The 21,529-nt window shown below is 39.9% G+C and carries 19 protein-coding genes and 1 pseudogene; 9 read left to right on the top strand and 11 right to left on the bottom strand.

Going from position 1 to position 21,529, the window contains the following annotated elements; all coding sequences use genetic code 11:
* The 3 genes and pseudogenes from GWI58_RS10880 to cysB all read left to right on the top strand — a co-directional run.
* Window positions 1–668, top strand: a 668-nt coding sequence (locus tag GWI58_RS10880; RefSeq protein ID WP_161769175.1) for a hypothetical protein, incomplete at its 5' end; no start/stop codon positions are given.
* 104 nt (window positions 669–772) lie between these two features.
* Window positions 773–1,518: pseudogene (locus GWI58_RS10875) on the top strand (hypothetical protein).
* 440 nt (window positions 1,519–1,958) lie between these two features.
* Entirely contained in the window at window positions 1,959–2,933 is a 975-nt protein-coding gene (gene cysB / locus GWI58_RS10870; protein ID WP_004243041.1) for an HTH-type transcriptional regulator CysB, read from the top strand.
* Between the two features lie 59 nt (window positions 2,934–2,992).
* On the opposite strand, the gene GWI58_RS10865 is transcribed toward cysB, so the two are convergent.
* Window positions 2,993–3,826 (bottom strand): hypothetical protein, encoded by an 834-nt coding sequence (locus tag GWI58_RS10865; protein WP_004248113.1) that lies wholly within the window; start codon window positions 3,824–3,826, stop codon window positions 2,993–2,995.
* 221 nt (window positions 3,827–4,047) lie between these two features.
* On the opposite strand from GWI58_RS10865, the gene acnA reads away from it, so the two are divergent.
* Entirely contained in the window at window positions 4,048–6,720 is a 2,673-nt protein-coding gene (gene acnA, locus GWI58_RS10860) for an aconitate hydratase AcnA (protein WP_161769174.1), read from the top strand.
* Between the two features lie 275 nt (window positions 6,721–6,995).
* Here the strand turns inward: acnA and GWI58_RS10855 are convergent, their stop codons facing one another.
* Window positions 6,996–7,811, bottom strand: a complete 816-nt coding sequence (locus GWI58_RS10855) for a MetQ/NlpA family lipoprotein (protein WP_004243034.1) — start codon at window positions 7,809–7,811, stop codon at window positions 6,996–6,998.
* A 228-nt stretch (window positions 7,812–8,039) separates the two neighbouring features.
* Window positions 8,040–8,639: a GTP cyclohydrolase II gene (ribA, locus tag GWI58_RS10850; protein ID WP_004243033.1), complete on the bottom strand. Its 600-nt coding sequence runs from the start codon at window positions 8,637–8,639 to the stop codon at window positions 8,040–8,042.
* A 278-nt stretch (window positions 8,640–8,917) separates the two neighbouring features.
* On the opposite strand from ribA, the gene pgpB reads away from it, so the two are divergent.
* From pgpB to yciH, 5 genes are all read left to right on the top strand, one after another.
* Window positions 8,918–9,637 (top strand): phosphatidylglycerophosphatase B, encoded by a 720-nt coding sequence (gene pgpB / locus GWI58_RS10845; protein ID WP_094959214.1) that lies wholly within the window; start codon window positions 8,918–8,920, stop codon window positions 9,635–9,637.
* Between the two features lie 158 nt (window positions 9,638–9,795).
* Complete coding sequence (locus tag GWI58_RS10840; RefSeq protein WP_004243031.1) at window positions 9,796–10,113, top strand: LapA family protein; 318 nt, start codon at window positions 9,796–9,798, stop codon at window positions 10,111–10,113.
* A 12-nt stretch (window positions 10,114–10,125) separates the two neighbouring features.
* On the top strand, window positions 10,126–11,295 hold the full coding sequence (gene lapB / locus GWI58_RS10835; RefSeq protein WP_004243030.1) for a lipopolysaccharide assembly protein LapB: 1,170 nt from the start codon (window positions 10,126–10,128) through the stop codon (window positions 11,293–11,295).
* 43 nt (window positions 11,296–11,338) lie between these two features.
* A complete protein-coding gene (pyrF, locus tag GWI58_RS10830; RefSeq protein ID WP_094959268.1) occupies window positions 11,339–12,085 on the top strand; it encodes an orotidine-5'-phosphate decarboxylase in 747 nt (248 codons plus the stop codon).
* A complete protein-coding gene (gene yciH / locus GWI58_RS10825; protein WP_004248106.1) occupies window positions 12,078–12,401 on the top strand; it encodes a stress response translation initiation inhibitor YciH in 324 nt (107 codons plus the stop codon). Before pyrF ends, yciH begins: the two co-directional genes overlap by 8 nt.
* Before the next feature lie 224 nt (window positions 12,402–12,625).
* Here yciH and GWI58_RS10820 read toward each other — a convergent pair whose 3' ends face one another.
* The 8 genes from GWI58_RS10820 to rsxA all read right to left on the bottom strand — a co-directional run bounded on the left by GWI58_RS10820 (window position 12,626) and on the right by rsxA (window position 21,463).
* Window positions 12,626–14,569, bottom strand: a complete 1,944-nt coding sequence (locus GWI58_RS10820) for an exoribonuclease II (RefSeq protein ID WP_161769173.1) — start codon at window positions 14,567–14,569, stop codon at window positions 12,626–12,628.
* A 112-nt stretch (window positions 14,570–14,681) separates the two neighbouring features.
* Window positions 14,682–15,320, bottom strand: a complete 639-nt coding sequence (nth, locus tag GWI58_RS10815) for an endonuclease III (protein ID WP_161769172.1) — start codon at window positions 15,318–15,320, stop codon at window positions 14,682–14,684.
* 12 nt (window positions 15,321–15,332) lie between these two features.
* The gene (locus GWI58_RS10810; protein WP_161769171.1) at window positions 15,333–16,037 is read right to left on the bottom strand and encodes an electron transport complex subunit E; all 705 of its coding nucleotides are present in this window, start codon (window positions 16,035–16,037) and stop codon (window positions 15,333–15,335) included.
* Window position 16,038: 1 nt separating this feature from the next.
* Window positions 16,039–16,665 carry an electron transport complex subunit RsxG gene (rsxG, locus tag GWI58_RS10805; RefSeq protein ID WP_004251120.1) on the bottom strand — a complete coding sequence of 209 codons (627 nt, stop codon included), beginning with the start codon at window positions 16,663–16,665 and terminating at the stop codon, window positions 16,039–16,041.
* 11 nt (window positions 16,666–16,676) lie between these two features.
* A complete protein-coding gene (gene rsxD, locus GWI58_RS10800) occupies window positions 16,677–17,753 on the bottom strand; it encodes an electron transport complex subunit RsxD (protein WP_161769170.1) in 1,077 nt (358 codons plus the stop codon).
* A gap of 5 nt (window positions 17,754–17,758) precedes the next feature.
* Window positions 17,759–20,263 carry an electron transport complex subunit RsxC gene (rsxC, locus tag GWI58_RS10795; RefSeq protein ID WP_161769169.1) on the bottom strand — a complete coding sequence of 835 codons (2,505 nt, stop codon included), beginning with the start codon at window positions 20,261–20,263 and terminating at the stop codon, window positions 17,759–17,761.
* Window positions 20,256–20,882: an electron transport complex subunit RsxB gene (rsxB, locus tag GWI58_RS10790; protein WP_004243020.1), complete on the bottom strand. Its 627-nt coding sequence runs from the start codon at window positions 20,880–20,882 to the stop codon at window positions 20,256–20,258. The genes rsxC and rsxB overlap by 8 nt, the downstream gene beginning before the upstream one ends.
* Window positions 20,882–21,463: an electron transport complex subunit RsxA gene (gene rsxA / locus GWI58_RS10785; protein WP_004243017.1), complete on the bottom strand. Its 582-nt coding sequence runs from the start codon at window positions 21,461–21,463 to the stop codon at window positions 20,882–20,884. The genes rsxB and rsxA overlap by 1 nt, the downstream gene beginning before the upstream one ends.
* Between the last annotated feature and the right edge of the window lie 66 nt (window positions 21,464–21,529).

Below are 21,529 nucleotides of genomic sequence, written 5' to 3'. Positions count from 1 at the left end.
ATAATAAATTCCCCGTCAATATGAATAATGATGGCAATAAAATCACGGTTTATTCAACTATTTACCCTGAAATGGTAGTGCAAGTCCGAGGTACTTATACATCTAATAAGTGTGAACGTTCTCATTTTAATTCTGATTATACCGAAGTCTCTTACTCCTCTTTAACACAAAAAGTAGAGGTAGAGCGTAAAATAGCAGAGGATAATAAAACCGCGACCTATATCGTGCCTATTGATGGAGGGGGATGGTGTAATTGGAAGCTGGTAGAAATAGAGATAGCACCATTATCTACTAAATATGAAGTGCTTGTTAGAAGAAATATGGTTTTTTCATTGACTAATAGTGAACATTCAAAAATAAAATTATTTGCTACATTAGCCCCTGTTATAGTGGAAGAAAAGGATGAACAGTCCATCTATTACTCATCATCAATAATGGAGGATGAACAAAAATTATCCAATAAATCAGATGGAGAAATTTATTTTAATTATAAAATTGAACCTAAATTAACCACGACTATCATCTCAAATGATAACAAAGCTATTTTCCCTAACGGTAATATTAAAATATTGGACGGATCTAGTTATAGCAGAATAATTAATTTCAATGAAATAATCGAGAATAGTGATGAAAAAGCGTTTACTTCTTTTGTTAGATATATTGATTGATTAATCTGTTTGGGGGAGTAAGTGGTTTTTTTCTGTCTAAAGTGTAAGAAGGGATATGCGATTGCGATTTTAAGCAGGTGAACGGAGTTGAATGGGGATTAACTATACTAATGACAATGATTAAATTATTTGTTCTTATTCCTTATCTATTGTTAGGTGGTTGTAGTGGGCTTATCAATATATATCTGGATAATAAATTCCCCGTCAATATGAATAATAATGGCAATAAAATCACGGTTTATTCAACTATTTCCCCTGAAACAGTAGTGCAAGTTATTGGTACTTATACGTCAAATAAGTGCCAACGTTCTCATTTTAGTGCTGATTATACCGAAGTCTCTTACTCCTCTTTAACACAAAAAGTAGAGGTAGAACGTAAAATAGCAGAGGATAATAAAAACGCGACCTATATCGTGCCTATTGATGGGGGGGATGGTGTAATTGGAAATTGATAAAAATAGAACTAGCGCCAATCTCTACCATTTATAAAAATCATATGGTGATTAGTAAGGTTATCCCAATTGTCGATGACAAACATTCAAAAATAGAACTATTTACTACATTAGCCCCTGTTATAGTGGAAGAAGATGATCAATCTATCTATTATTCACCATCAATCACGGAAGGTGAGAAAAAACTATCCAATAAATCAAATGGAGAAATCTATTTTAATTATAAAGTTGAACCTAAACTAACCACGACTATCTCAAAAGATGAAAAAGTTATTTTTCCTAATGGGAGTATTAAAGAGCCGACCTTTTCTATTTATACTGGAAGGGTTAGTTTTAATGAAATAATCGAGAATAGTGATGAGAAAGCGTTTACTTCTTTTGTTCGATATATTGATTAATCAATAGGTTACTATCTAGTTCAACTATTAATTTAACTATGCAATCTTATAGATTTATTTGATATGAACTAACCTTCGATGGTGATCATCTTCTATGTATGTACATTACGTTAAATATGATTCTGTTGCTCCTGATCGTTTACTGTACTTTCCAACGTTTACTAGGCAATAGTACAGTGGTTTTAACAGCAAATCGAATCAGTAAATTGTTATTATCACAATACAATCAAGACCATCCACAGACAGCAAGATTTCTACCGATTTTTATAGCTTATAACTATTCGATATAATAAAACCTAAATAACCTTATTAATTACGTTAGACCGAAATGAAATAAGTGATATAGTGGTTATATATTGCTTATTTATTATTCTTTTTAGTTATATGAATATGAGCGGAATAACAGAATAATAAGTCTTTTGTAAAGGGATCGTGCTTCTATGAAATTACAACAGTTGCGTTATATCGTTGAAGTGGTGAATAACGATTTAAACGTCTCAACGACAGCAGAGCGTTTATATACCTCTCAGCCGGGGATCAGTAAACAAATTCGTATGCTAGAAGATGAGTTGGGTATACAAATATTCTCTCGCAGTGGTAAGCACTTAACACATGTGACGCCAGCGGGGGAAGAAATTGTCAGATTATCTCGTGAGATATTATCCAAAACAGAAGCTATCCGCTCGGCTGCAGGGGAACACACTTATCCTGATCGCGGTTCGCTTTCTATTGCCACCACTCATACACAAGCGCGTTATGTTTTACCCCCAGTGATTAAAGGTTTTATAGAACGTTATCCCGAAGTGTCATTACATATGAATCAGGGTTCACCGACACAAATTGCAGAAGATGTTTGCCGTGGTAAAAGTGATTTTGCTATAGCGACAGAATCACTACATCTGTATAACGATTTAGTAATGTTACCTTGTTATCGTTGGAATCGTATTGTGGTGGTAACTAAAGATCACCCATTGGCGCAAAAGCGTGAAGTTACCTTACAAGAGCTTGCAACTTACGATATCGTTACTTATACCCATGGTTTTACTGGGCGTTCTGATCTTGACGAAGCCTTTGGTAAAGTGGGTTTAAAGCCTAAAATTGTTTTTACTGCAACGGATGCGGATGTAATAAAAACTTATGTCAGGCTACACTTAGGTATTGGTGTGATTGCGAGTATGGCATTTGATCCGATGCTTGATAGCGATTTAGTCGCTATTGATATGCGTGATAAATTTAGTTATAGCACCACAAAAATTGCATTTCGACGTAGTGGTTTTTTACGCGGTTATATGTATGACTTTATGTGGCGTTTTGCCCCACATCTAACACGTAATTTGGTGGAACAAGCGACAGCTTTACGCACCAATGAAGAAATTGAAGAGTTATTTAAAGATATCGAGTTACCTTTAGTTTAATACGCAAAGGCGGGTATATTATCCCGCCTTTTACCATTATGTAACTTATAACATTAATGCTATTGCAATAAAAAGTCCCCACTAAAAAATGAATCAGATTGAGTAATACTTAACTGACGAAACTTATTTAAAAAAGCATAAAATTGTCGATTAATCAGTGGATCATTAAGTGCACCAATATCAAAAATTGAGGTGATTGTTGTGTATTCTACTGAAATCGTAAATTTTCGCCCCGAACAACTGGCTAATAACATTTTGGCTGTTCGATGTGAGAAACGTAGACTCATTATTTTTAATTTAGGTACAAAAATAAGCTGATTATTATGATTAAGGATTTCCGTCACACCTGCAATAGTTATCGTTTTATAGCTATCAAAGGATTGGCGTATTCCTAGTTCAATTTGTTGTCCCTGATTGCGTAAAAAATCGATAAACTCGGCTAATGACGGTGACGCTGCATTAATGGCCGCACCTAATAACAGTTGCACAAAGGCTTGAGCAATTGAAAAATCAAATGTTTGCTTATCAAGTCGTTTGCTTTCAACTTTATTACGGCTAAGCAAAGGCAAATGATTAAGGGTTTCTAGCCAATGCTCTGGTTGATAATAAGCTTCACTATCTTCTTTTTTTAATACTGAAAGATGATTCGACATAATAGAGATTAAGGCAATTTGTATATCTTTCAGCTGTGTCATGATCATTTTTTCTGATTCGTTAAAACGTTTAGGTGAAGCGATAATAAATTGAACAAGTCCTTCTGTATCTTTGATATTAAGTGTCTGTTGTAATGATTTTATTGCTAAAGGCTGTGGAAAAGGGGGCGTAATAGGTTGTGCAAAATAACTATCAGCCATCATAATCTTTTTTAGTTGTTCGGCTTGTTGATTGTTCATATACATTATCCTTTATTTGCAATAATACCCCCATTAAATCCTAATTAAGTTAAAAGAAAGAGATTAAGTTTTGTTAGTAATATAATCTCAATAACATCATATTAACAAATCGTGTGGTCCGTAAGCGAAATTTCTCTTTCTATGATATGGTTAATAGATAACCTTACCTATTTTGATAGTTTGTGATTGCTGTCAGCATAAAAATAAGAAGGAGAGGAGCTATGTCGTTACGTCTGAAAAAGGAGAGTCTTTCTACGCTCTCTGTAGGTACTCATCAATATGAGTATTACCGTCTTTCTGAAGTTGCTCGTCAATTAGGGGATATCACTCGTCTCCCTAAATCGTTAAAGGTTCTGCTAGAAAATTTAGTCCGCTATCTTGATGATGATACGGTTGTTGAAGATGATATTAAGGCATTGGTAGATTGGCAAAAAAATGCCCACGCCTCCCGTGAAATTGCCTATCGCCCAGCAAGAGTATTAATGCAAGATTTTACGGGTGTACCTGCCGTTGTTGATTTAGCCGCTATGCGTGAAGCCGTAAAATCTTTGGGGGGAAATGTAGAAAAAGTTAATCCACTTTCTCCTGTTGACTTGGTTATCGACCATTCGGTGATGGTTGATAAATATGCCAGTGATGATGCTTTTGAGAAAAACGTTGAAATTGAAATGCAGCGTAACTATGAGCGTTATCTCTTTTTACGTTGGGGGCAACAGTCGTTTGAACGTTTTCGTGTAGTACCTCCTGGAACGGGCATTTGCCATCAGGTTAACTTAGAATATTTAGGTAAAGCGATATGGTCTGAACAACAAAATGGCCGACATATTGCTTACCCTGATACTTTGGTTGGAACCGATTCACATACTACTATGATCAATGGTCTGGGCGTATTGGGTTGGGGCGTTGGTGGCATTGAGGCGGAAGCTGCGATGTTAGGCCAACCGATTTCAATGCTGATCCCTGATGTGGTAGGTTTTAAGTTAACGGGTAAACTACGTGAGGGGATCACAGCGACTGACCTAGTATTAACCGTAACGCAAATGTTACGTCAACATGGTGTGGTAGGGAAATTTGTTGAGTTTTATGGTGATGGACTAGCTTCTTTGCCTCTTGCTGACCGAGCGACGATTGCCAATATGTCACCTGAATATGGTGCAACCTGTGGCTTCTTTCCTATTGACGAAATTACACTAGATTATTTACGCCTTACTGGGCGTGAAGAGCAAGAAATTGCATTAGTTGAAGCCTATAGTAAAGAGCAAGGCTTATGGCGTCATGCCGGTGATGAACCTATTTTCACCTCAACCTTATCGTTAGATATGGGCACTGTGGAAGCAAGTCTTGCTGGCCCTAAACGACCACAAGATAGAGTTAATTTGCTGAATGTACCAAAAGCATTTAAAGCTGCTGTAGAGCTTGAAACAAATAAAAAACCTCTTGCTCAATATCCTCAGGTCACCATTGATAATCAGCCACCTTTTACCTTAACGGATGGTGCGGTAGTAATTGCAGCGATCACCTCATGTACCAATACCTCTAACCCTAATGTTTTAATGGCCGCAGGTCTACTGGCTAAAAATGCGGTAGAAAAAGGCCTACAGCGTAAGCCATGGGTCAAATCGTCATTAGCCCCCGGCTCTAAAGTGGTGACAGACTACTTAGCACTGGCAGGATTAACACCTTATTTAGATAAACTTGGTTTTAATTTGGTTGGTTATGGTTGTACCACATGTATTGGTAACTCAGGGCCTTTATTAGCCCCGATTGAAGAGACTATTAAAGATAATGATTTAACTATAGCCGCTGTACTATCGGGTAATCGTAACTTTGAAGGTCGTATCCATCCTTTAGTGAAAACCAACTGGCTTGCTTCTCCTCCTTTAGTCGTGGCTTATGCGCTATCTGGTAATATGAATATTGATTTGACCAAAGAGCCATTAGGTGAAGATAAGCAGGGCAATCCAGTCTATTTGAAAGATATTTGGCCTGACAGTAAAGCCATTGCCGATGCGGTGGAAAAAGTAAAAACGCAGATGTTCCATAAAGAGTATTCTGCGGTATTTGATGGTGATGAAACTTGGCAATCACTAAAAATACAAGATACCCCGGTGTATGCTTGGCAACCTGATTCTACCTATATTCGCCATCCTCCTTTTTTTGAAGGTATGACAAAAACACCTGAGGCGATTAAAGATATTCACCAAGCCAGTATTTTAGCCATATTAGGTGACTCGGTGACCACCGATCATATTTCACCTGCTGGGAATATTAAAGCTGATAGCCCTGCTGGGCGTTATCTTCGAGAGCATGGTGTTGAACCAAAAGACTTTAACTCTTACGGTTCAAGACGTGGTAATCACGAAGTTATGATGCGAGGAACTTTTGCAAATATCCGTATTCGTAATGAAATGGTGCCGGGGATCGAAGGGGGCTTTACAAAACATATTCCAACGGGAGAAACGTTAGCCATTTATGATGCGGCGATGCGTTATCAGCAAGAAAATACGCCTTTAGCCATTATTGCCGGTAATGAATATGGATCAGGCTCTAGCCGTGACTGGGCCGCCAAAGGTACACGATTATTAGGTGTGCGAGTGGTGATAGCCGGATCGTTTGAACGTATTCACCGTTCTAATTTGATTGGTATGGGAGTATTACCTTTAGAATTTCCTAACGGTGTATCACGCCAGACTTTAGGGCTCAAAGGTGATGAAAAAATTGAGATAACGGGGCTTAATTCGCTAACACCGGGTCAAGATGTCGCTGTCAATATTACTTTTGCAGATGGTCGCCAAGAAACTATTATGGCTCGTTGTCGTATTGATACGCAAACTGAGCTGGCTTATTTTGAACATGGCGGGATCTTGCATTATGTTATTCGTAATATGTTGTAAATAGAGCCTTCATATTAGTATTAATAGTAATAAACGCCTTATATGAAATCCCCCCGATAGTTGGACAACCGATTATCGGGGGGATTTTTGTGTCAAAATTATAGCCATGGTTTAAGAATCGCCGTAGCCAAGAACGCTTAAATAGGTTATGAAAACTCTTGCAAAAATCTGTTCGACTTGGATGAGACTGTCGTTAAATTGTGTATTTACCTAGTTTGGCTTAATTAAGTAAAGACCGAATTTAGTATTGAAGTCACTCTTTTTAATTTAAACAATTACCACCCTTGAATAGCACCACCTTTAAAAATAGTCTCAGCGGCTGTTGCCACTTCGGGTGACTGGTAGGCTTTAATAAAATCGCGTACATTCTCTGCTTCTTTATTATCTTCTCTTGTAACAATAATATTAGTATAAGGTGAACTTTTATCTTCAATAAAAATACTGTCTTTGGTTGGTGATAAATTAATTTGTTGGATATAAGTTGTGCTAATTATCGCAACCGTTACTTGGGGATCGTTTAATACTCGAGGTAGTTGCGCACCTTCTAATTGCATAATATTTAATTTAAGTGGATTATCAATAATATCGAGTGTTGTGGGTAATAGGCCACTGTCAGGGTTTAAGGTGATCAGTTTCTCTTTTTGTAGCAATAATAATGCGCGCCCCAAGTTGGTTGGATCATTGGGCAGTGCTATTGTATCACCGGGTTTTAATTCTTGAGGATGTTTAATTTTGGTTGAATAACCCGCCATAGGAAAAACAAAGGTATTGCCTACCGCGACGAGGTTATAACCACGAGAACGATTATCTTGCTCAAGGAAAGGGCGATGTTGGAACACATTGGCATCTAATTCTTTGTTTGCAGTGGGATCGTTAGGTAACAATGAGCCACTAAACCCCACCAGCTCAACCTCTAAACCATATTTTTCTTTAGCCACTTTTTTAGCGACTTCTGCCACATCTTGCTCTGCACCATTAATCACCCCCACTTTAATTGCATAACGGTTGTTATCATTGTTATCGCAACCTGTTAATAGTGTCCCAGCTAATAAAAGAGACGCAAAAATCCTACCAGAAAAATGTAATGGCATTATGCTATTCCTATTAAAAATTATTTAGTTATAAATAGCTTAAAGCCAGTTAAAGAGTCAACAGCTTGCCATATGATAAAATTTCACATGATATAATTTAATAATTAAAGGATAAAAAATCATCTTGAAAATAGTCAGTAGCTTGATGGGGGTAAGTGCAGGAAAATAAAATCCGGGCTAAATCACCCGGATTGAATAATAACGCTGATAATCTATCCGATATTTATGTTATTGCGCTTTTTTAAATAACATATGTCCCATTTTATCCGCTTTAGTATCAAGATAATGAGCATTACTTGGATTACGTCCTACGATTAATGGAACACGCTCTACCACGTTGATCCCAGCTTCTTTCATTATTTCGATTTTCTTTGGATTATTGGTTAATAATCGTACTTCATGTATGCCTAATAGATTATACATATCAGCGCAAAGGGTGAAGTCGCGCTCATCGGCTTTAAATCCTAACTTTAGATTAGCTTCGACAGTATCTAATCCTTGGTCTTGTAATGCATAAGCGCGGATTTTATTAAGTAAACCAATATTGCGACCTTCTTGGCGATGATAAAGTAATACACCACGGCCTTCTTTGCTAATTTGTGAAAGGGCAGCTTCTAGCTGAAAACCACAATCACAACGCAGGCTAAATAATGCATCGCCAGTTAAACATTCAGAATGAATACGGGATAAAACGGGTTTTGTGCCAGAAATGTCACCAAAAACGAGGGCAACATGATCTTTTCCTGTGGCAATTTCTTCAAAACCCACCATTAAAAACTCACCAAAAGGAGTAGGGAGTTTTGCTTCTGCGATACGTCTTAATTTCATTATTTTTGACTCATAATTTCAGGTGATACTCTCGTTCAAGATTATACACTTTATAACGAGGACAAAGAGAAATAAAACACTGAAATGGTTCCTTGTCTAAATCGGCAGGGAATTTGATCACACACACTTAATAAATCACACCTAAACAAATTATCAGATTTTAAGCCTACTTGCATAATTATTTATTGCTAAACTGGTATTGTTTATACTAATCATTTATATCAGTTAATCATCAGTAAATAAAAATAGTGCATACAGAATAGATAAGGACAAATAGATTGAATAAGCAAATATCAGTATTGATGCTTTTAGGAAGTGGATTGCTTTTGATTGTACCTATTGTGGTGCTTATTCTGGGATGGCAATGGCAACCATCAGCACATCCTCTGGGAGGCGAAAGCACTTTATGGATAGCCAATAGTGCGGCTAAACCTTGGGGAGCTTTAACTATATTACTTTGCCTTGTTTTGCTCTTTTTTATTCTTAAACTACCTAAAAAAGCATTTATTCAGTTGGCAATTATTATGGTCGCGACTTTGATGTTGGGGCAGTTGATCAAAGTGGTTGTAAAAAATAGCGTTAAAGAGCCACGACCTTATGTGGTTTGGGTCAGTAACCAACTATCAATATCACCAGAACATTTTTACCAAGTGTCTCGTCCTGAGCGTGAGCAACTGTTGCATAATGGATTATCTCATTCGTCGCTGATCCCTCAATGGCAATTAAGCCATTGGCGAGCAGAAACCGGTTATGCCTTTCCTTCTGGACACAGCTTATTCTCTGCAACACTGGCTTTATTTGTGTTTGTGCTGTGTATGTTACGACGTCATTATTTTTTAGCCAGCTTAGGGATATTATGGGGTATTGATGTGACTGTCGGACGAATAATATTAGGTATGCACTGGGCATCTGATGTGATTGTCGGTATTCTGATTAGTGCTGTGTTGGTGTGGTGTGCATTTTGGATGATTGAACGACGATTGTTGTTAAAACTTTGATAATCGTTTTTCTTTTTGAGATAGCGAATTTATTTTTCACTATTTATGTGAAAAAATATACGAAAATCAGATGATTCTAAGAAATGACTTTCTTTGTGAGTGGTGAAAATGCTACCTTTATCCCTTATCCAAAGAAAAGAGAATAAAAAGGAAATAATGTGAAGAAAGTTCTACTTTTTATTTTGGTTGTTCTGGTGCTAGCTATTGTCGTAATAGCTATGACGTTAGGTTCAAATAATGATCAGGTGATCACCTTCAATTATCTTATTGCTCAAGGTGAATATCGTATCTCTACTTTATTAGCCACGCTGTTTGGTGTTGGTTTTGTGCTGGGCTGGATCGTCAGTGGCGTTTTTTACTTGCGAGTACGTTTATCATTAGTAAGAGCAAAGCGTAAAATTAAGCGCCTTGAAAGTGAACAAACCAAACAAGAAAGCCAAGAAAATCGTTCTACAGCCGTTTCTACTGTAAAATAAGGACGAGAATAGATGCTTGAGTTGCTGTTTCTGTTATTACCGGTCGCTGCGGCTTATGGCTGGTATATGGGGCGTCGTGGTGCGCAACAGGATAAACAGCAAAATGCCGATCGCCTGTCACGTGAATATGTGGCAGGGGTTAACTTTTTACTTTCTGATCAACAAGACAAAGCGGTTGATCTGTTCCTTGAAATGCTTAAAGAGGATAGCTCAGCCTTTGAAGCACATCTTACTTTAGGTAATCTATTTCGCTCTCGTGGTGAAGTTGAACGTGCTATTCGCATTCACCAATCATTAATGGAGAGCGCGGCACTCTCTTTTGAACAACGTCTTCTCGCTATTCAGCAACTTGGCCGTGATTATGTCGCAGCAGGGGTTTATGATCGCGCTGAACATATGTTTTTACAGCTGATTGATGAGCAGGATTTTCGTCAAAGTGCATTACAATCCCTCCTAGCCATTTATCAACTTACCAGTGACTGGGGTAAGGCGATAGAAACCGCAGAGAAATTGGTAAAACTGGGTCAACATGAACTTAAAGAGCAAATTGCCCATTTCTATTGTGAACTCGCATTGCAAGAAATGAGCAGTGATAATCTTGATAATGCGCTAAGTTTTCTACAAAAAGCCGGGCAAATGGATCCACTTTGTGCCCGTGTTTCCATTATGTATGGTCGTATCTATATCGCGCGCGATGAAAAAAATAAAGCCATTGATGTATTAATGAAAGTGATTGAGCAAGATAAAGAGATGGTCAGTGAAACCTTGCCAATGCTTTTTGAATGCTTCCAATCTCAAGGTGATCCCGCACGTTGGGAAGCCTATTTACGTCAATGTGTCGAGAGTAATTGTGGTGCCATTGCAGAGCTTTATCTTGCCGATATTATTGAAGAGAAAGAGGGCATTGAAGCCGCACAGTTATATATTAATCGCCAACTAGAACGTCATCCTACCATGCGACTTTTCTATCGTTTAATGCGCTATCATTTAGCTGAAGCAGAAGAAGGACGCGCAAAAGAGAGTCTGATCTTATTACGTTATATGGTCGGTGAGCAGATCCGCACAAAACCTGATTACCGTTGCCATAAATGTGGTTTTACCTCCCATGCATTATATTGGCATTGTCCATCCTGTCGCTCTTGGGATACTGTTAAGCCGATACGTGGCTTAGATGGTCAGTGACGATGTCACTTTTAATAGTCTCTTGATAAATAAAGGCCTTAAAATGTCATTTGATTGTGATAAAAAATCGCCCAGCTCTACCTGCGCGCCCGTTATTGTGGCACTAGACTATGAAGACCAAAAAAGTGCACTCGATTTTGCACAACGTATCGACCCTTCATCTTGTCGCCTGAAAATTGGTAAAGAGATGTTTACTCGCTTTGGACCGCAATTTGTAACGCAATTGCAACAGCAAGGGTTTGATATTTTCTTAGATTTAAAATTTCATGATATACCCAATACGGTGGCGAGAGCAGTTGCCGCGGCTGCCGATTTAGGGGTATGGATGGTAAATGTGCATGCGAGTGGTGGTAGTCGTATGATGCGTGCGGCAAAGGAGAGCTTAAGCTCATTTGGCAAAGAGGCACCGCTATTAACTGCTGTTACTGTGTTGACCAGTATGGATCAATCCGATCTCACTGAATTGGGCATTAGCCTAACTCCAGCAGAACAAGCCGAACGCTTAGCATTACTGGCTAAAGCCTGTGGTCTTGATGGTGTGGTATGTTCGGCCCATGAAGCCACTCGTTTTAAACAAGTGTGTGGTGATGACTTTTTATTGGTCACTCCCGGAATTCGACCCGCAGGGAGCGAAGTGGGTGATCAGCGTCGAGTTATGACGCCAGAGCAAGCGATAGTGGCTGGGGTGGATTATATGGTGATCGGCAGACCTATTACACGCAGTGAAAATCCACTGGAAACTTTACAGCAAATTAATCGTTCTATACAAGGTGTTGTGCAACATGGATAATAATTCTCGGCTGGTTTATTCCACTGATATCGGTCGGATTAAAGAAGAAGAGCAGAAACCTACGCGTCCTGCCGGTGATGGTATTGTGCGTATCCAACGTCAAACCAGTGGCCGTAAAGGTAAGGGTGTTTGTGTTATCTCTGGTATTGATTTGGATGATGCCGCTCTGGCTAAATTAGCGGCTGAATTAAAAAAGAAATGTGGTTGTGGTGGCAGTGTTAAAGAGGGATTAATTGAAATCCAAGGTGATAAACGGGATTTAATTAAATCTTTATTAGAAGCGAAAGGGATGAAAGTGAAATTGGCCGGAGGCTGAGGTCGTTTTTTTATCACCACCCCAATCATTGATTGAAGCCTAGTATTCTACATATAGTGCGCTTATCTTGTTGAAGGTCGGCGCATTTTTATTATTAGCAAACTAGCATCAATAGTGACAGCGTCACTTTATCTATCTGTAGAGTCGCAAAATGCAATAAATAAAAAAGCTGATAACCTGAGTAAGGTTATCAGCTTGATAATATCTATTACGCTAAATAGCTGTTAAATCGGACGAGCAACAATATTACGCGTTTCTAGTTTCACATCTTCAATACGTACCGGAATAATGTCATTGAGCTTATAGGCTGTTTCACCTTTAATAATGACAGAGCCAGTTTCTTGACTACATTGAATTTCGTCACGTACCGCATGTAAAAATGGTGCAGGAATAAAGGCAATAGCCCCATTTTCAACTAAACGTACCCGAATACCACCACGAGTAATATCAATAATTTCGGCATTAAAGGTACTCTCAGTGCTAGCAAAAGGTTTTAAGAAGCGCGCATATAACCAATCACCGACATCGCGCTCGGCCATACGGTTAGCACGACGACGTTCGGCAATACGAACACAATCTTCATCTTGTGGTTTTTCTGCCGCACTTTTGCTGATAATCGCTTTTAATAAACGGTGATTTAAAATATCACTGTATTTACGGATCGGTGATGTCCATGTCGCATAAGCTTCAAGGCCTAAACCAAAGTGAGGGCCTGGCTCTGTTTTTATTTCAGCGAAGTTTTGGAAACGACGAATACGACTATCAAGGAATTGGTTTGGCTGATTATCTAGTTCACGACGTAAGCGACAGAAACCTTCAAGGGTTAATAACTCATCTGCGTTGGTTTCAATACCGTGCTCTTTTAAGGTTTGTGAGACTTGATCAATATAGAGCGGATCAAAACCAGTATGAACGTTATAAATACCAAAACCGAGATTGCGACTAAGTACCTTTGCCGCACAAATATTGGCGGTGATCATCGCTTCTTCCACGATACGGTTGGCAGTACGACGTTTTTCCGCCACGATATCTAATACGTTGCCACTGTCATCAAGAATAAAACGATAGTCAGGACGCTCTTTAAAGACGAGAGCATGTTGTTCACGCCATACATGACGTTTCTCGCTCATCTCTTTTAATAGCATGACTTGTTCATGAACAATCTTATTTTCAGGTGCCCACTGTGTTTCTTCACCTTCTAGCCAATCAGAAATATTGTCATAAACCAGTTTTGCTTTTGATTCTACCCATGCTGAGTAGAAGTGGATCTCATCGGTTAATGCACCATCCTCCATGATACCCACTTGGCAGACTAACGCAGGACGTTTTTCATTAGGGCGCAATGAGCAGAGATTATCTGATAGCTCACGAGGTAACATCGGGATATTAAAGCCCGGTAGATAGTTTGTTAGCGCTCGTTGTGCTGCAATGGTATCTAATTCACTATTAGGCTGAATATAAGCCGTTGGATCGGCAATAGCGATATACAGTGAAAGTTGGCCATTTTCTTCTTTACGAATATATAACGCATCGTCCATATCTTCGGTTGAAGCACTATCGATGGTCACAAAGGAGAGCTCGGTTAAATCTTCACGCGGTAGATCATCATGTAAGGTTAATGTTTCACTGTCTACTTCAGGTGCATTTCGCTCTAATTGATGACGCATTAATGTCACCCACCAAGGTGCAAAATGGTCATCTTTATCGGTAATAAAATCAGTTAATTCAGCTTGAAAATGTTTATCACCTTTAAGAGGATGTCGGCGCATTTCCGCCACTGCCCAATCTTGATCGGCAAATGGATGCGTTAAGCTTTTTACAGGACGACAAGGAATGGCATCTTTGAGTAGAGGGTGATCAGGAATAATCCATAGACGATTATCACCTTCTTTTTTCTGAACACGGCCGACAAAGCGAGTCAAAAAGGGTTCTACCAGCTCTTCAGGCTCAGCGGACTCTTTATCATTATTGGTATGTACGGCAGCAATAATGCGATCACCGTGCATCACTTTTTTCATTTGAGGAGGAGGGATAAAATAGCTTTTCTGACCATCAACTTCAAGGAAGCCAAAGCCTTTATCTGTCCCTTTTACAAGGCCTTCCACGCGCGGTGTTTGGGCATGGAGTTGCTGTTTTAGCTGAGCAAGCAGCGGATTGTCTTGAAACATATTTTTCCGGAAAGTCGGCAATTTTAATAATAAAAGTGGGCAATAGTTTTATTCGATTGTGTGTAATGACGCAAGTAATATGCATCAGAAAAACAGAGAAATTTGCACAATGTTATTGTGGATCTGTTTTTTCGGTATACTCACAGAGATCTTCAATAATACAAGAGCCACACCGTGGTTTTCTGGCAATACAGGTATAACGACCATGCAGGATAAGCCAATGGTGGCAATCGACTTTAAATTCTGCCGGTACCACTTTTAGCAGTTTTTGTTCCACTTCATTAACATTTTTTCCCGGTGCAAATTTAGTGCGATTACACACGCGAAAGATATGTGTATCAACAGCAATGGTCGGCCAACCAAAAGCGGTGTTAAGTACGACATTCGCTGTTTTACGACCGACACCGGGTAATGCCTCTAAAGCTTCTCTATTTTCAGGAACTTGGCCATGATGTTTATCTACCAATATTTGGCAGGTTTTAATCACATTCTCAGCTTTTTTATTAAATAGGCCAATGGTCTTAATATAGGATTTGATCCCCTCAACACCTAATTCCAGCATTGCTTGAGGTGTATTGGCAACAGGGTAAAGTTTTGCTGTTGCCTTATTAACACTAACATCGGTGGCTTGTGCAGAGAGTAACACGGAGATCAATAATTCAAACGGGGAGTTAAATCTTAACTCAGTAGTAGGATGCGGATTGTTATCCCGCAACCTAGTTAAAATTTCTATACGTTTAGCTTGATTCATTATGCTCACAAATTAGTTTTTAACAATATGACTGCCACAACCTTGTTCTTTTTCATAGGTTTTGGTCGTGGATGGAACGCGTTTTTTCTGTTTTTCATCAATCAGGTATTTTATGGCCAGCATAAAACCTAAACCAATAAAGGCACCGGGTGGTAAAATAGCCAGTAAGAAAGGTGAGTCTAAATGTACTATCTCAACCCTTAATACTTGCGCCCATTCACCTAATAATAAATCAGCACCATCAAATAAAGTGCCATTACCTAATATTTCACGCATTGCCCCTAAAACAAAGAGTGCCGCTGTTGCACCTAATCCCATAGCAAAGCCATCAATTGCTGAAGGGAAAACTTCATTTTTAGCTGCAAACGCCTCTGCACGACCAATCACAATACAGTTAGTGACAATAAGAGGAATAAATATTCCTAACGATTGGTATAAACCATAAGCATAGGCATTCATAAGCAATTGTACCGCACTAACAACGGATGCGATAATCATAACATAAATTGGAATACGAATTTCAGAGGGAACCCAACGACGTAAACTAGACACTGCCACATTGGTACAAACTAATACTAATGTTGTGGCTAGACCTAAGCCTAGAGCATTGGTCGCGGTAGAAGACACTGCCAGTAATGGGCACAGCCCTAATAATTGAACTAAAGCAGAGTTATTCTTCCATAATCCTTGTGAAAACAGTTCTTTGATCATACTCATTTTAATTCGCCTCACAAGCTGAAAGGGTATCTAATTTTTCAGGTAAAGATTGTATTAACCATGCAGTGCGTTTTGATGCATTAACGACGGCTCTTGGTGTGATAGTTGCTCCAGTGAATTGGTCAAAATCACCACCATCTTTTTTTACCGCCCAATGTGAGTCATGATCACTGGTAATAAACTTGTTACTTAATGAGTAAATCCAATCTGAAATACGCGTTTCTATTTTATCACCTAGCCCCGGTGTTTCATTATGTGTTGTCACGCGAACACCGAGTACTTTGCCACTAAAATCAGCACCAACCAATAATTCAATCGCCCCTGAATAACCGTCCGGTGCAGTTGATTCTAATGCGGCAGCGACAGGTTTACCATTAAAACGAGCAACATAAAGTTTATGTGGTTTTTCATTACCTAATGCTTTATCTGTCAAAATATAACAATCTTGCGCGAGATGGTTATTGTAGAGAGAGGTTGGGATCACTTGGTCTAATAATTTCTGTTTTTCTAAAGCCGCTTGCTCTGCGATAGTATTCGCCGTCAAGTGATAGACGACAGCCGTTAACCCTGTGGTACAGGCCGCAAAGATAGCTAATGTTAACCCATGACGTTTTAGTATCTCGATCATCATTATCTCCATTAATGTCCATAAACCCGAGGACGGGTATAACTATCAATAAGCGGTACAGCAATATTAGCTAATAGGACTGAGAAGGCCACGGCATCAGGATAGCCACCATAGACACGAATAATCCACACTAATAGGCCAATGATTGCACCATAGATTAATCGCCCTTTTGGTGTGGTGGAGGCGCTAACAGGATCGGTGGCAATAAAGAAAGCCCCTAACATCGTCGCACCTGAGAAAAGCTGTAATAGTGGCTGAGAGTAACGAGTAGGATCGATCCCCCAACTGATCAGCGAACAAACGCCAAGCAGCGTTAACATGGCAACAGGAATTTGCCAGCTAATAATTCGTTTATATAACAAGATAACGCCCCCAACCAGATAGGCAACATTCACCCATTGCCAACCCATTCCCGCAAATCCACCTTGTAAGATTGGCGTTGCTAATACTTCATCAATAGAGTGGGTTAATAATCCAGTTTTAAAACTATCAAGTGGTGTGGCTTGGGTAATGCCATCTACAGAGCGTCTTAAATCTTCAAGGGTGAGTCCTGAGGGTGTATGTCCGGTAAAGATAATACTTAAGCTATCTATAAAGTTATAAGACACTGCTTGTAATTCAATGGGGGGCATCCATGATGTCATTTGTACAGGAAAGGAGATCAATAGCACCACATAACCGACCATCGCGGGATTAAATGGGTTTTGACCTAATCCACCATAAATATGTTTGGCAATAACAACCGCAAAAAATGTCCCTAAAACAATTATCCACCAAGGCGCTAAAGGAGGAATACTAATTGCTAGTAAGATACCTGTTAGTAAAGCGGAATTATCTTTTAGGTATAGAAGTGGATCTTCTTTTCTGAGTTTGACACAAATAGTCTCCGCCAATAGCGCGACAATGATTGCCAAGATGATTTGATATAGCGTCCCTAAACCAAAGAAGTAGAGTTGGCATAGAATACCTGGAATAGCGGCCAATATTACCCACAACATCACTTGACTGGTGGATTGTTGATTATGAGTAAATGGAGAGCTGGCGATTTTCAATTTGCTATTGTTATTTTGTATTGGTCTAAATTTCATTTGTATTAATCCAATGTCACTTCTTCTTTAGCATGGCGTTGCTGTGCTTCTTTTTTAGCTTTTACGCGGGCAATGGCAGCGGCGACAGCCGCTTTACGTGGATCGGTTTCTACCTCAGCATCAGCCTGAGTTTCAGCCGGTGTGTCTACTTTTGCAGTTGCATGTGCTTGTTGAGCTTTTTTAGCTTTTACCCGGGCAATGGCAGCGGCGACAGCGGCTTTGCGCGGATCGGTTTCCACTTCAGCCGGAGTTTCAGCCGGTGTGTCTATTTCTGCAGTTGCTTGCGCTTGTTGAGCTTTTTTAGCTTTTACGCGAGCAATAGCAGCAGCGACAGCCGCTTTACGTGGATCGGTTTCCACCTCAGTCGGAGTTTCAACAGGTGTGTCTACTGTGCTTGCTTGCGCTTGTTGGGCTTTTTTAGCTTTTACCCGAGCAATAGCAGCAGCCACAGCAGCTTTGCGCGGATCGGTTTCCACCTCAGCCGGAGTTTCAGCAGGTATGTCTACTTTTGCAGTTGCCTGTGCTTGTTGAGATTTTTTAGCTTTTACGCGAGCAATAGCAGCAGCGACAGCAGCTTTACGTGGATCGGTTTCCACCTCTGCCGGAGTTTCAGCCGGTGTGTCTACTTTTGCAGTTGCTTGCGCTTGTTGAGCTTTCTTAGCTTTTACCCGAGCCAATGCTGCCGCTACAGCAGCTTTGCGCGGATCGGTTTCCACCTCAGCCTGAGTTTCAGCAGGAGTGTCTACTTTTGCAGTTGCTTGCGCTTGTTGAGCTTTCTTAGCTTTTACACGAGCTAATGCTGCCGCTACAGCGGCTTTGCGCGGATCACTTTCTGCATCGGCGGTGGTATGGGTATTTTGTGGTACCTGTTGTGCCAATTTAGCAGCTTGTTTTGCTCGGGCTTCTTCTTTACGTTTTTTGCGTGCAGCAATAGCCGCTGCGTTGTCAGGTTGTTCTCCTGCTTTAACAGCAATAATTTTGCCAATGCTATGTTTTTCTTTTACACGAGAAAGTGCAGATTGCACTTCATTTTGTTGGTGATCATCAAGCTTAACTGCAGCACGTTGATGTCTTGCCTCACGTTCAAGCTTTTCTCGTTCCATACGGATTTTTTTCGCTTCAAAGCGTGCCTTAGCTTCAGCCGCTCGTTTAGCTTCCGCATCAATTTCTCGTATTTCTGCTTTTTCTTGGCGGTAATATTGCACTAATGGAATATTACTAGGGCAGACAAAAGCACAAGCCCCGCACTCAATGCAGTCAAATAAATTATGTTGTTGCGCTTTCTCATGCTCTTTCCCTTTACTAAACCAGTAAAGTTGTTGTGGTAGCAAACCACTAGGGCAGGCGTCAACACATTGACCACAACGGATACAGGCTTCTTCAACATTATCTGTATCCATCTCCTCTGGAGAGGGAATTAATAAGCAGTTAGTAATTTTTATAACGGGGGCATTTAAGTCAGGTAAGGTGAAGCCCATTAAAGGCCCGCCCATAATGACCATCTGCTCAGAGCCAGCAACAAAGCCTGCTTGTTTTATAAGTGCATAAATAGGAGTACCTAAACGTGCCCAAAAGTTGCCTGGGGTTTTAGCCCCTTGTCCAGTTACGGTAACGACACGTTCAATTAAAGGTTCATCATCGATAATGGCACGTTTAATTGCCACTACCGTCCCCACATTTTGCATTAATACGCCAATATCAGAGGAGCGACCGCCAGAAGGAACTTCTTTGCCCGTTAATATTTTGGTTAACTGTTTAGCGCCTCCAGATGGATATTTGGTAGGGATCACCCGAATAAAAATACGTTTTTCATTTGTGAGTGCTGTTAATGCTTGTTTTAAGGCGGCAATAGCTTCAGGTTTGTTATCTTCAATACCAATCAGCACTTCATCTGGTGACAGTATATGCATTAATATCTGACAACCCGCAATAACTTCATCTGCGTGCTCTTGCATAAGTCTGTCATCAGCTGTGATATAAGGCTCACATTCAGCGGCATTTATGATGAGCGTTTTAACTAAATCACCACCACCTTTTAATTTTGTGGCTGTTGGAAAACCCGCTCCCCCTAATCCAGCAATGCCTGCTTCATGAATACGGGTAAGCAATACTTCTTTACTTTGTGATTGATAGTCAACTAGCGGTGATTTTTCTCGCCATTCGTCTTTACCATCAGAGACAATTTTCACTGCAATTTCAGGCAGACCAGAAGGGTGAGTGCTTGGAAATGGCTCTATTGCCGTAACCGTGCCTGATATAGAAGCATGAACAGGTAATGTTCTTCCTACGCCACGGGTTAAGGCTTGGCCTTTTAAAACATGATCACCCACTTTAACGCAAAGTTGCCCAGGAGTACCTAAGTGTTGATGAATAGGGATGGTAACCTCATCCGGTAACTGGGCAATACGCATAGGCGTGCGACTTGATTGTAATTTCATTTCGGGAGGATGAATACCGCCTTTAAAATCCCAAATTTTATCTTTTTTAAATAACGAAAAGAGATTAAACATGAGCGTTATCCTCCGTCTTTAATGACGGTTCATCTTCGGGGGTTTCTTCTGGCTCTGCAGGAATATTTCTTACAGGGATAGTATTTAAATCCCATTTCCAATTAGAGGTCGTCATTTTCACAGGAACTAAAGTAATACAGTCTGTTGGACAAGGTGGAACACATAAATCACACCCTGTGCAGAGATCTTCTATTATGGTGTGCATTGCACGAGTAGCGCCGACGATGGCATCCACTGGGCATGCTTGAATACATTTTGTGCACCCGATGCAGTTGTCTTCATCAATTAAAGCCACTTTTCTCACCGGATTTAATGCTTCTTCATCACCATCAAGTGGTTGTGGATCAACCCCCATCAGTTCGGCAATTTTTAACATAACCTGTTCACCACCTGGTGCACAACGGTTAATCATTTCTCCATTATTAGCTACCGCTTCTGCATAAGGGCGACAACCAGGATGACCACACTGACCACACTGACTCTGTGGTAATATGGCATCAATTTTTTCCACAATAGGATCTTCTTCTACTTTAAAGCGACGAGCGGAATAACCTAAAATCAGGCCGAATAGAAGCCCTAGTACACCCAGTACACCAATTGCTATCCATAAAGAATTCATTACAGTTTCACCAAACCACTAAAACCCATAAAGGCAAGAGACATTAAACCCGCAGTAATTAAGCCAATAGAAGAGCCTTTGAAAGGAGCAGGAATATTGGCGACAGCCAGTCTTTCTCTAATGGCTGCAAATAACACCATAACTAAGGAGAATCCTACCGCAGCACCAAAACCATATACTGCTGATTGCATAAAGGTATGTGATTGATTGATATTCAGTAACGCGACCCCTAATACGGCACAGTTGGTGGTAATTAAAGGTAAGAAAATCCCCAATAGACGATATAACGTTGGACTCGTCTTTCTTACGACCATTTCTGTAAATTGCACCACAACAGCAATCACTAAAATAAAGCTGAGTGTACGTAAATAGAGTAAGTCTAAGGGAACTAAAATAAAGGTATCCATTAGCCAAGAGCTAATAGAGGCAATCGTCATGACAAACGTTGTCGCAAACCCCATTCCTATCGCGGTTTCTAATTTTTTTGATACACCCATAAATGGGCATAAACCGAGGAATTTGACGAGTACAAAGTTATTCACCAAGACGGTACCAACGAATAAAAGCAAGTAATCAGTCATTGCTATGCCAAAATTGTTAAAAAATGGAGAAAAAGCCTCATAAAATAAAGAGGCTAAACGGGCGAG

It is taken from the genome of Proteus sp. G2674, from assembly GCF_009915195.1.
Classification (GTDB): Bacteria; Pseudomonadota; Gammaproteobacteria; order Enterobacterales; family Enterobacteriaceae; genus Proteus; species Proteus mirabilis.
Note: the sequence above shows the minus strand (reverse complement) of the source record. Positions and strands in the feature narration are given on the sequence as shown.

Coding starts and splice junctions, on each gene's coding strand:
- GWI58_RS10810 (WP_161769171.1), bottom strand. CDS start 16,037: ATGAGTATGATCAAAGAACTGTTTTCACAAGGATTATGGAAGAATAAC.
- nth (WP_161769172.1), bottom strand. CDS start 15,320: ATGAATCAAGCTAAACGTATAGAAATTTTAACTAGGTTGCGGGATAAC.
- acnA (WP_161769174.1), top strand. CDS start 4,048: ATGTCGTTACGTCTGAAAAAGGAGAGTCTTTCTACGCTCTCTGTAGGT.
- lapB (WP_004243030.1), top strand. CDS start 10,126: ATGCTTGAGTTGCTGTTTCTGTTATTACCGGTCGCTGCGGCTTATGGC.
- ribA (WP_004243033.1), bottom strand. CDS start 8,639: ATGAAATTAAGACGTATCGCAGAAGCAAAACTCCCTACTCCTTTTGGT.
- rsxC (WP_161769169.1), bottom strand. CDS start 20,263: ATGTTTAATCTCTTTTCGTTATTTAAAAAAGATAAAATTTGGGATTTT.
- GWI58_RS10820 (WP_161769173.1), bottom strand. CDS start 14,569: ATGTTTCAAGACAATCCGCTGCTTGCTCAGCTAAAACAGCAACTCCAT.
- rsxG (WP_004251120.1), bottom strand. CDS start 16,665: ATGATCGAGATACTAAAACGTCATGGGTTAACATTAGCTATCTTTGCG.
- rsxB (WP_004243020.1), bottom strand. CDS start 20,882: ATGAATTCTTTATGGATAGCAATTGGTGTACTGGGTGTACTAGGGCTT.
- rsxD (WP_161769170.1), bottom strand. CDS start 17,753: ATGAAATTTAGACCAATACAAAATAACAATAGCAAATTGAAAATCGCC.
- GWI58_RS10855 (WP_004243034.1), bottom strand. CDS start 7,811: ATGCCATTACATTTTTCTGGTAGGATTTTTGCGTCTCTTTTATTAGCT.
- cysB (WP_004243041.1), top strand. CDS start 1,959: ATGAAATTACAACAGTTGCGTTATATCGTTGAAGTGGTGAATAACGAT.
- GWI58_RS10865 (WP_004248113.1), bottom strand. CDS start 3,826: ATGAACAATCAACAAGCCGAACAACTAAAAAAGATTATGATGGCTGAT.
- yciH (WP_004248106.1), top strand. CDS start 12,078: ATGGATAATAATTCTCGGCTGGTTTATTCCACTGATATCGGTCGGATT.
- pyrF (WP_094959268.1), top strand. CDS start 11,339: ATGTCATTTGATTGTGATAAAAAATCGCCCAGCTCTACCTGCGCGCCC.
- rsxA (WP_004243017.1), bottom strand. CDS start 21,463: ATGACTGATTACTTGCTTTTATTCGTTGGTACCGTCTTGGTGAATAAC.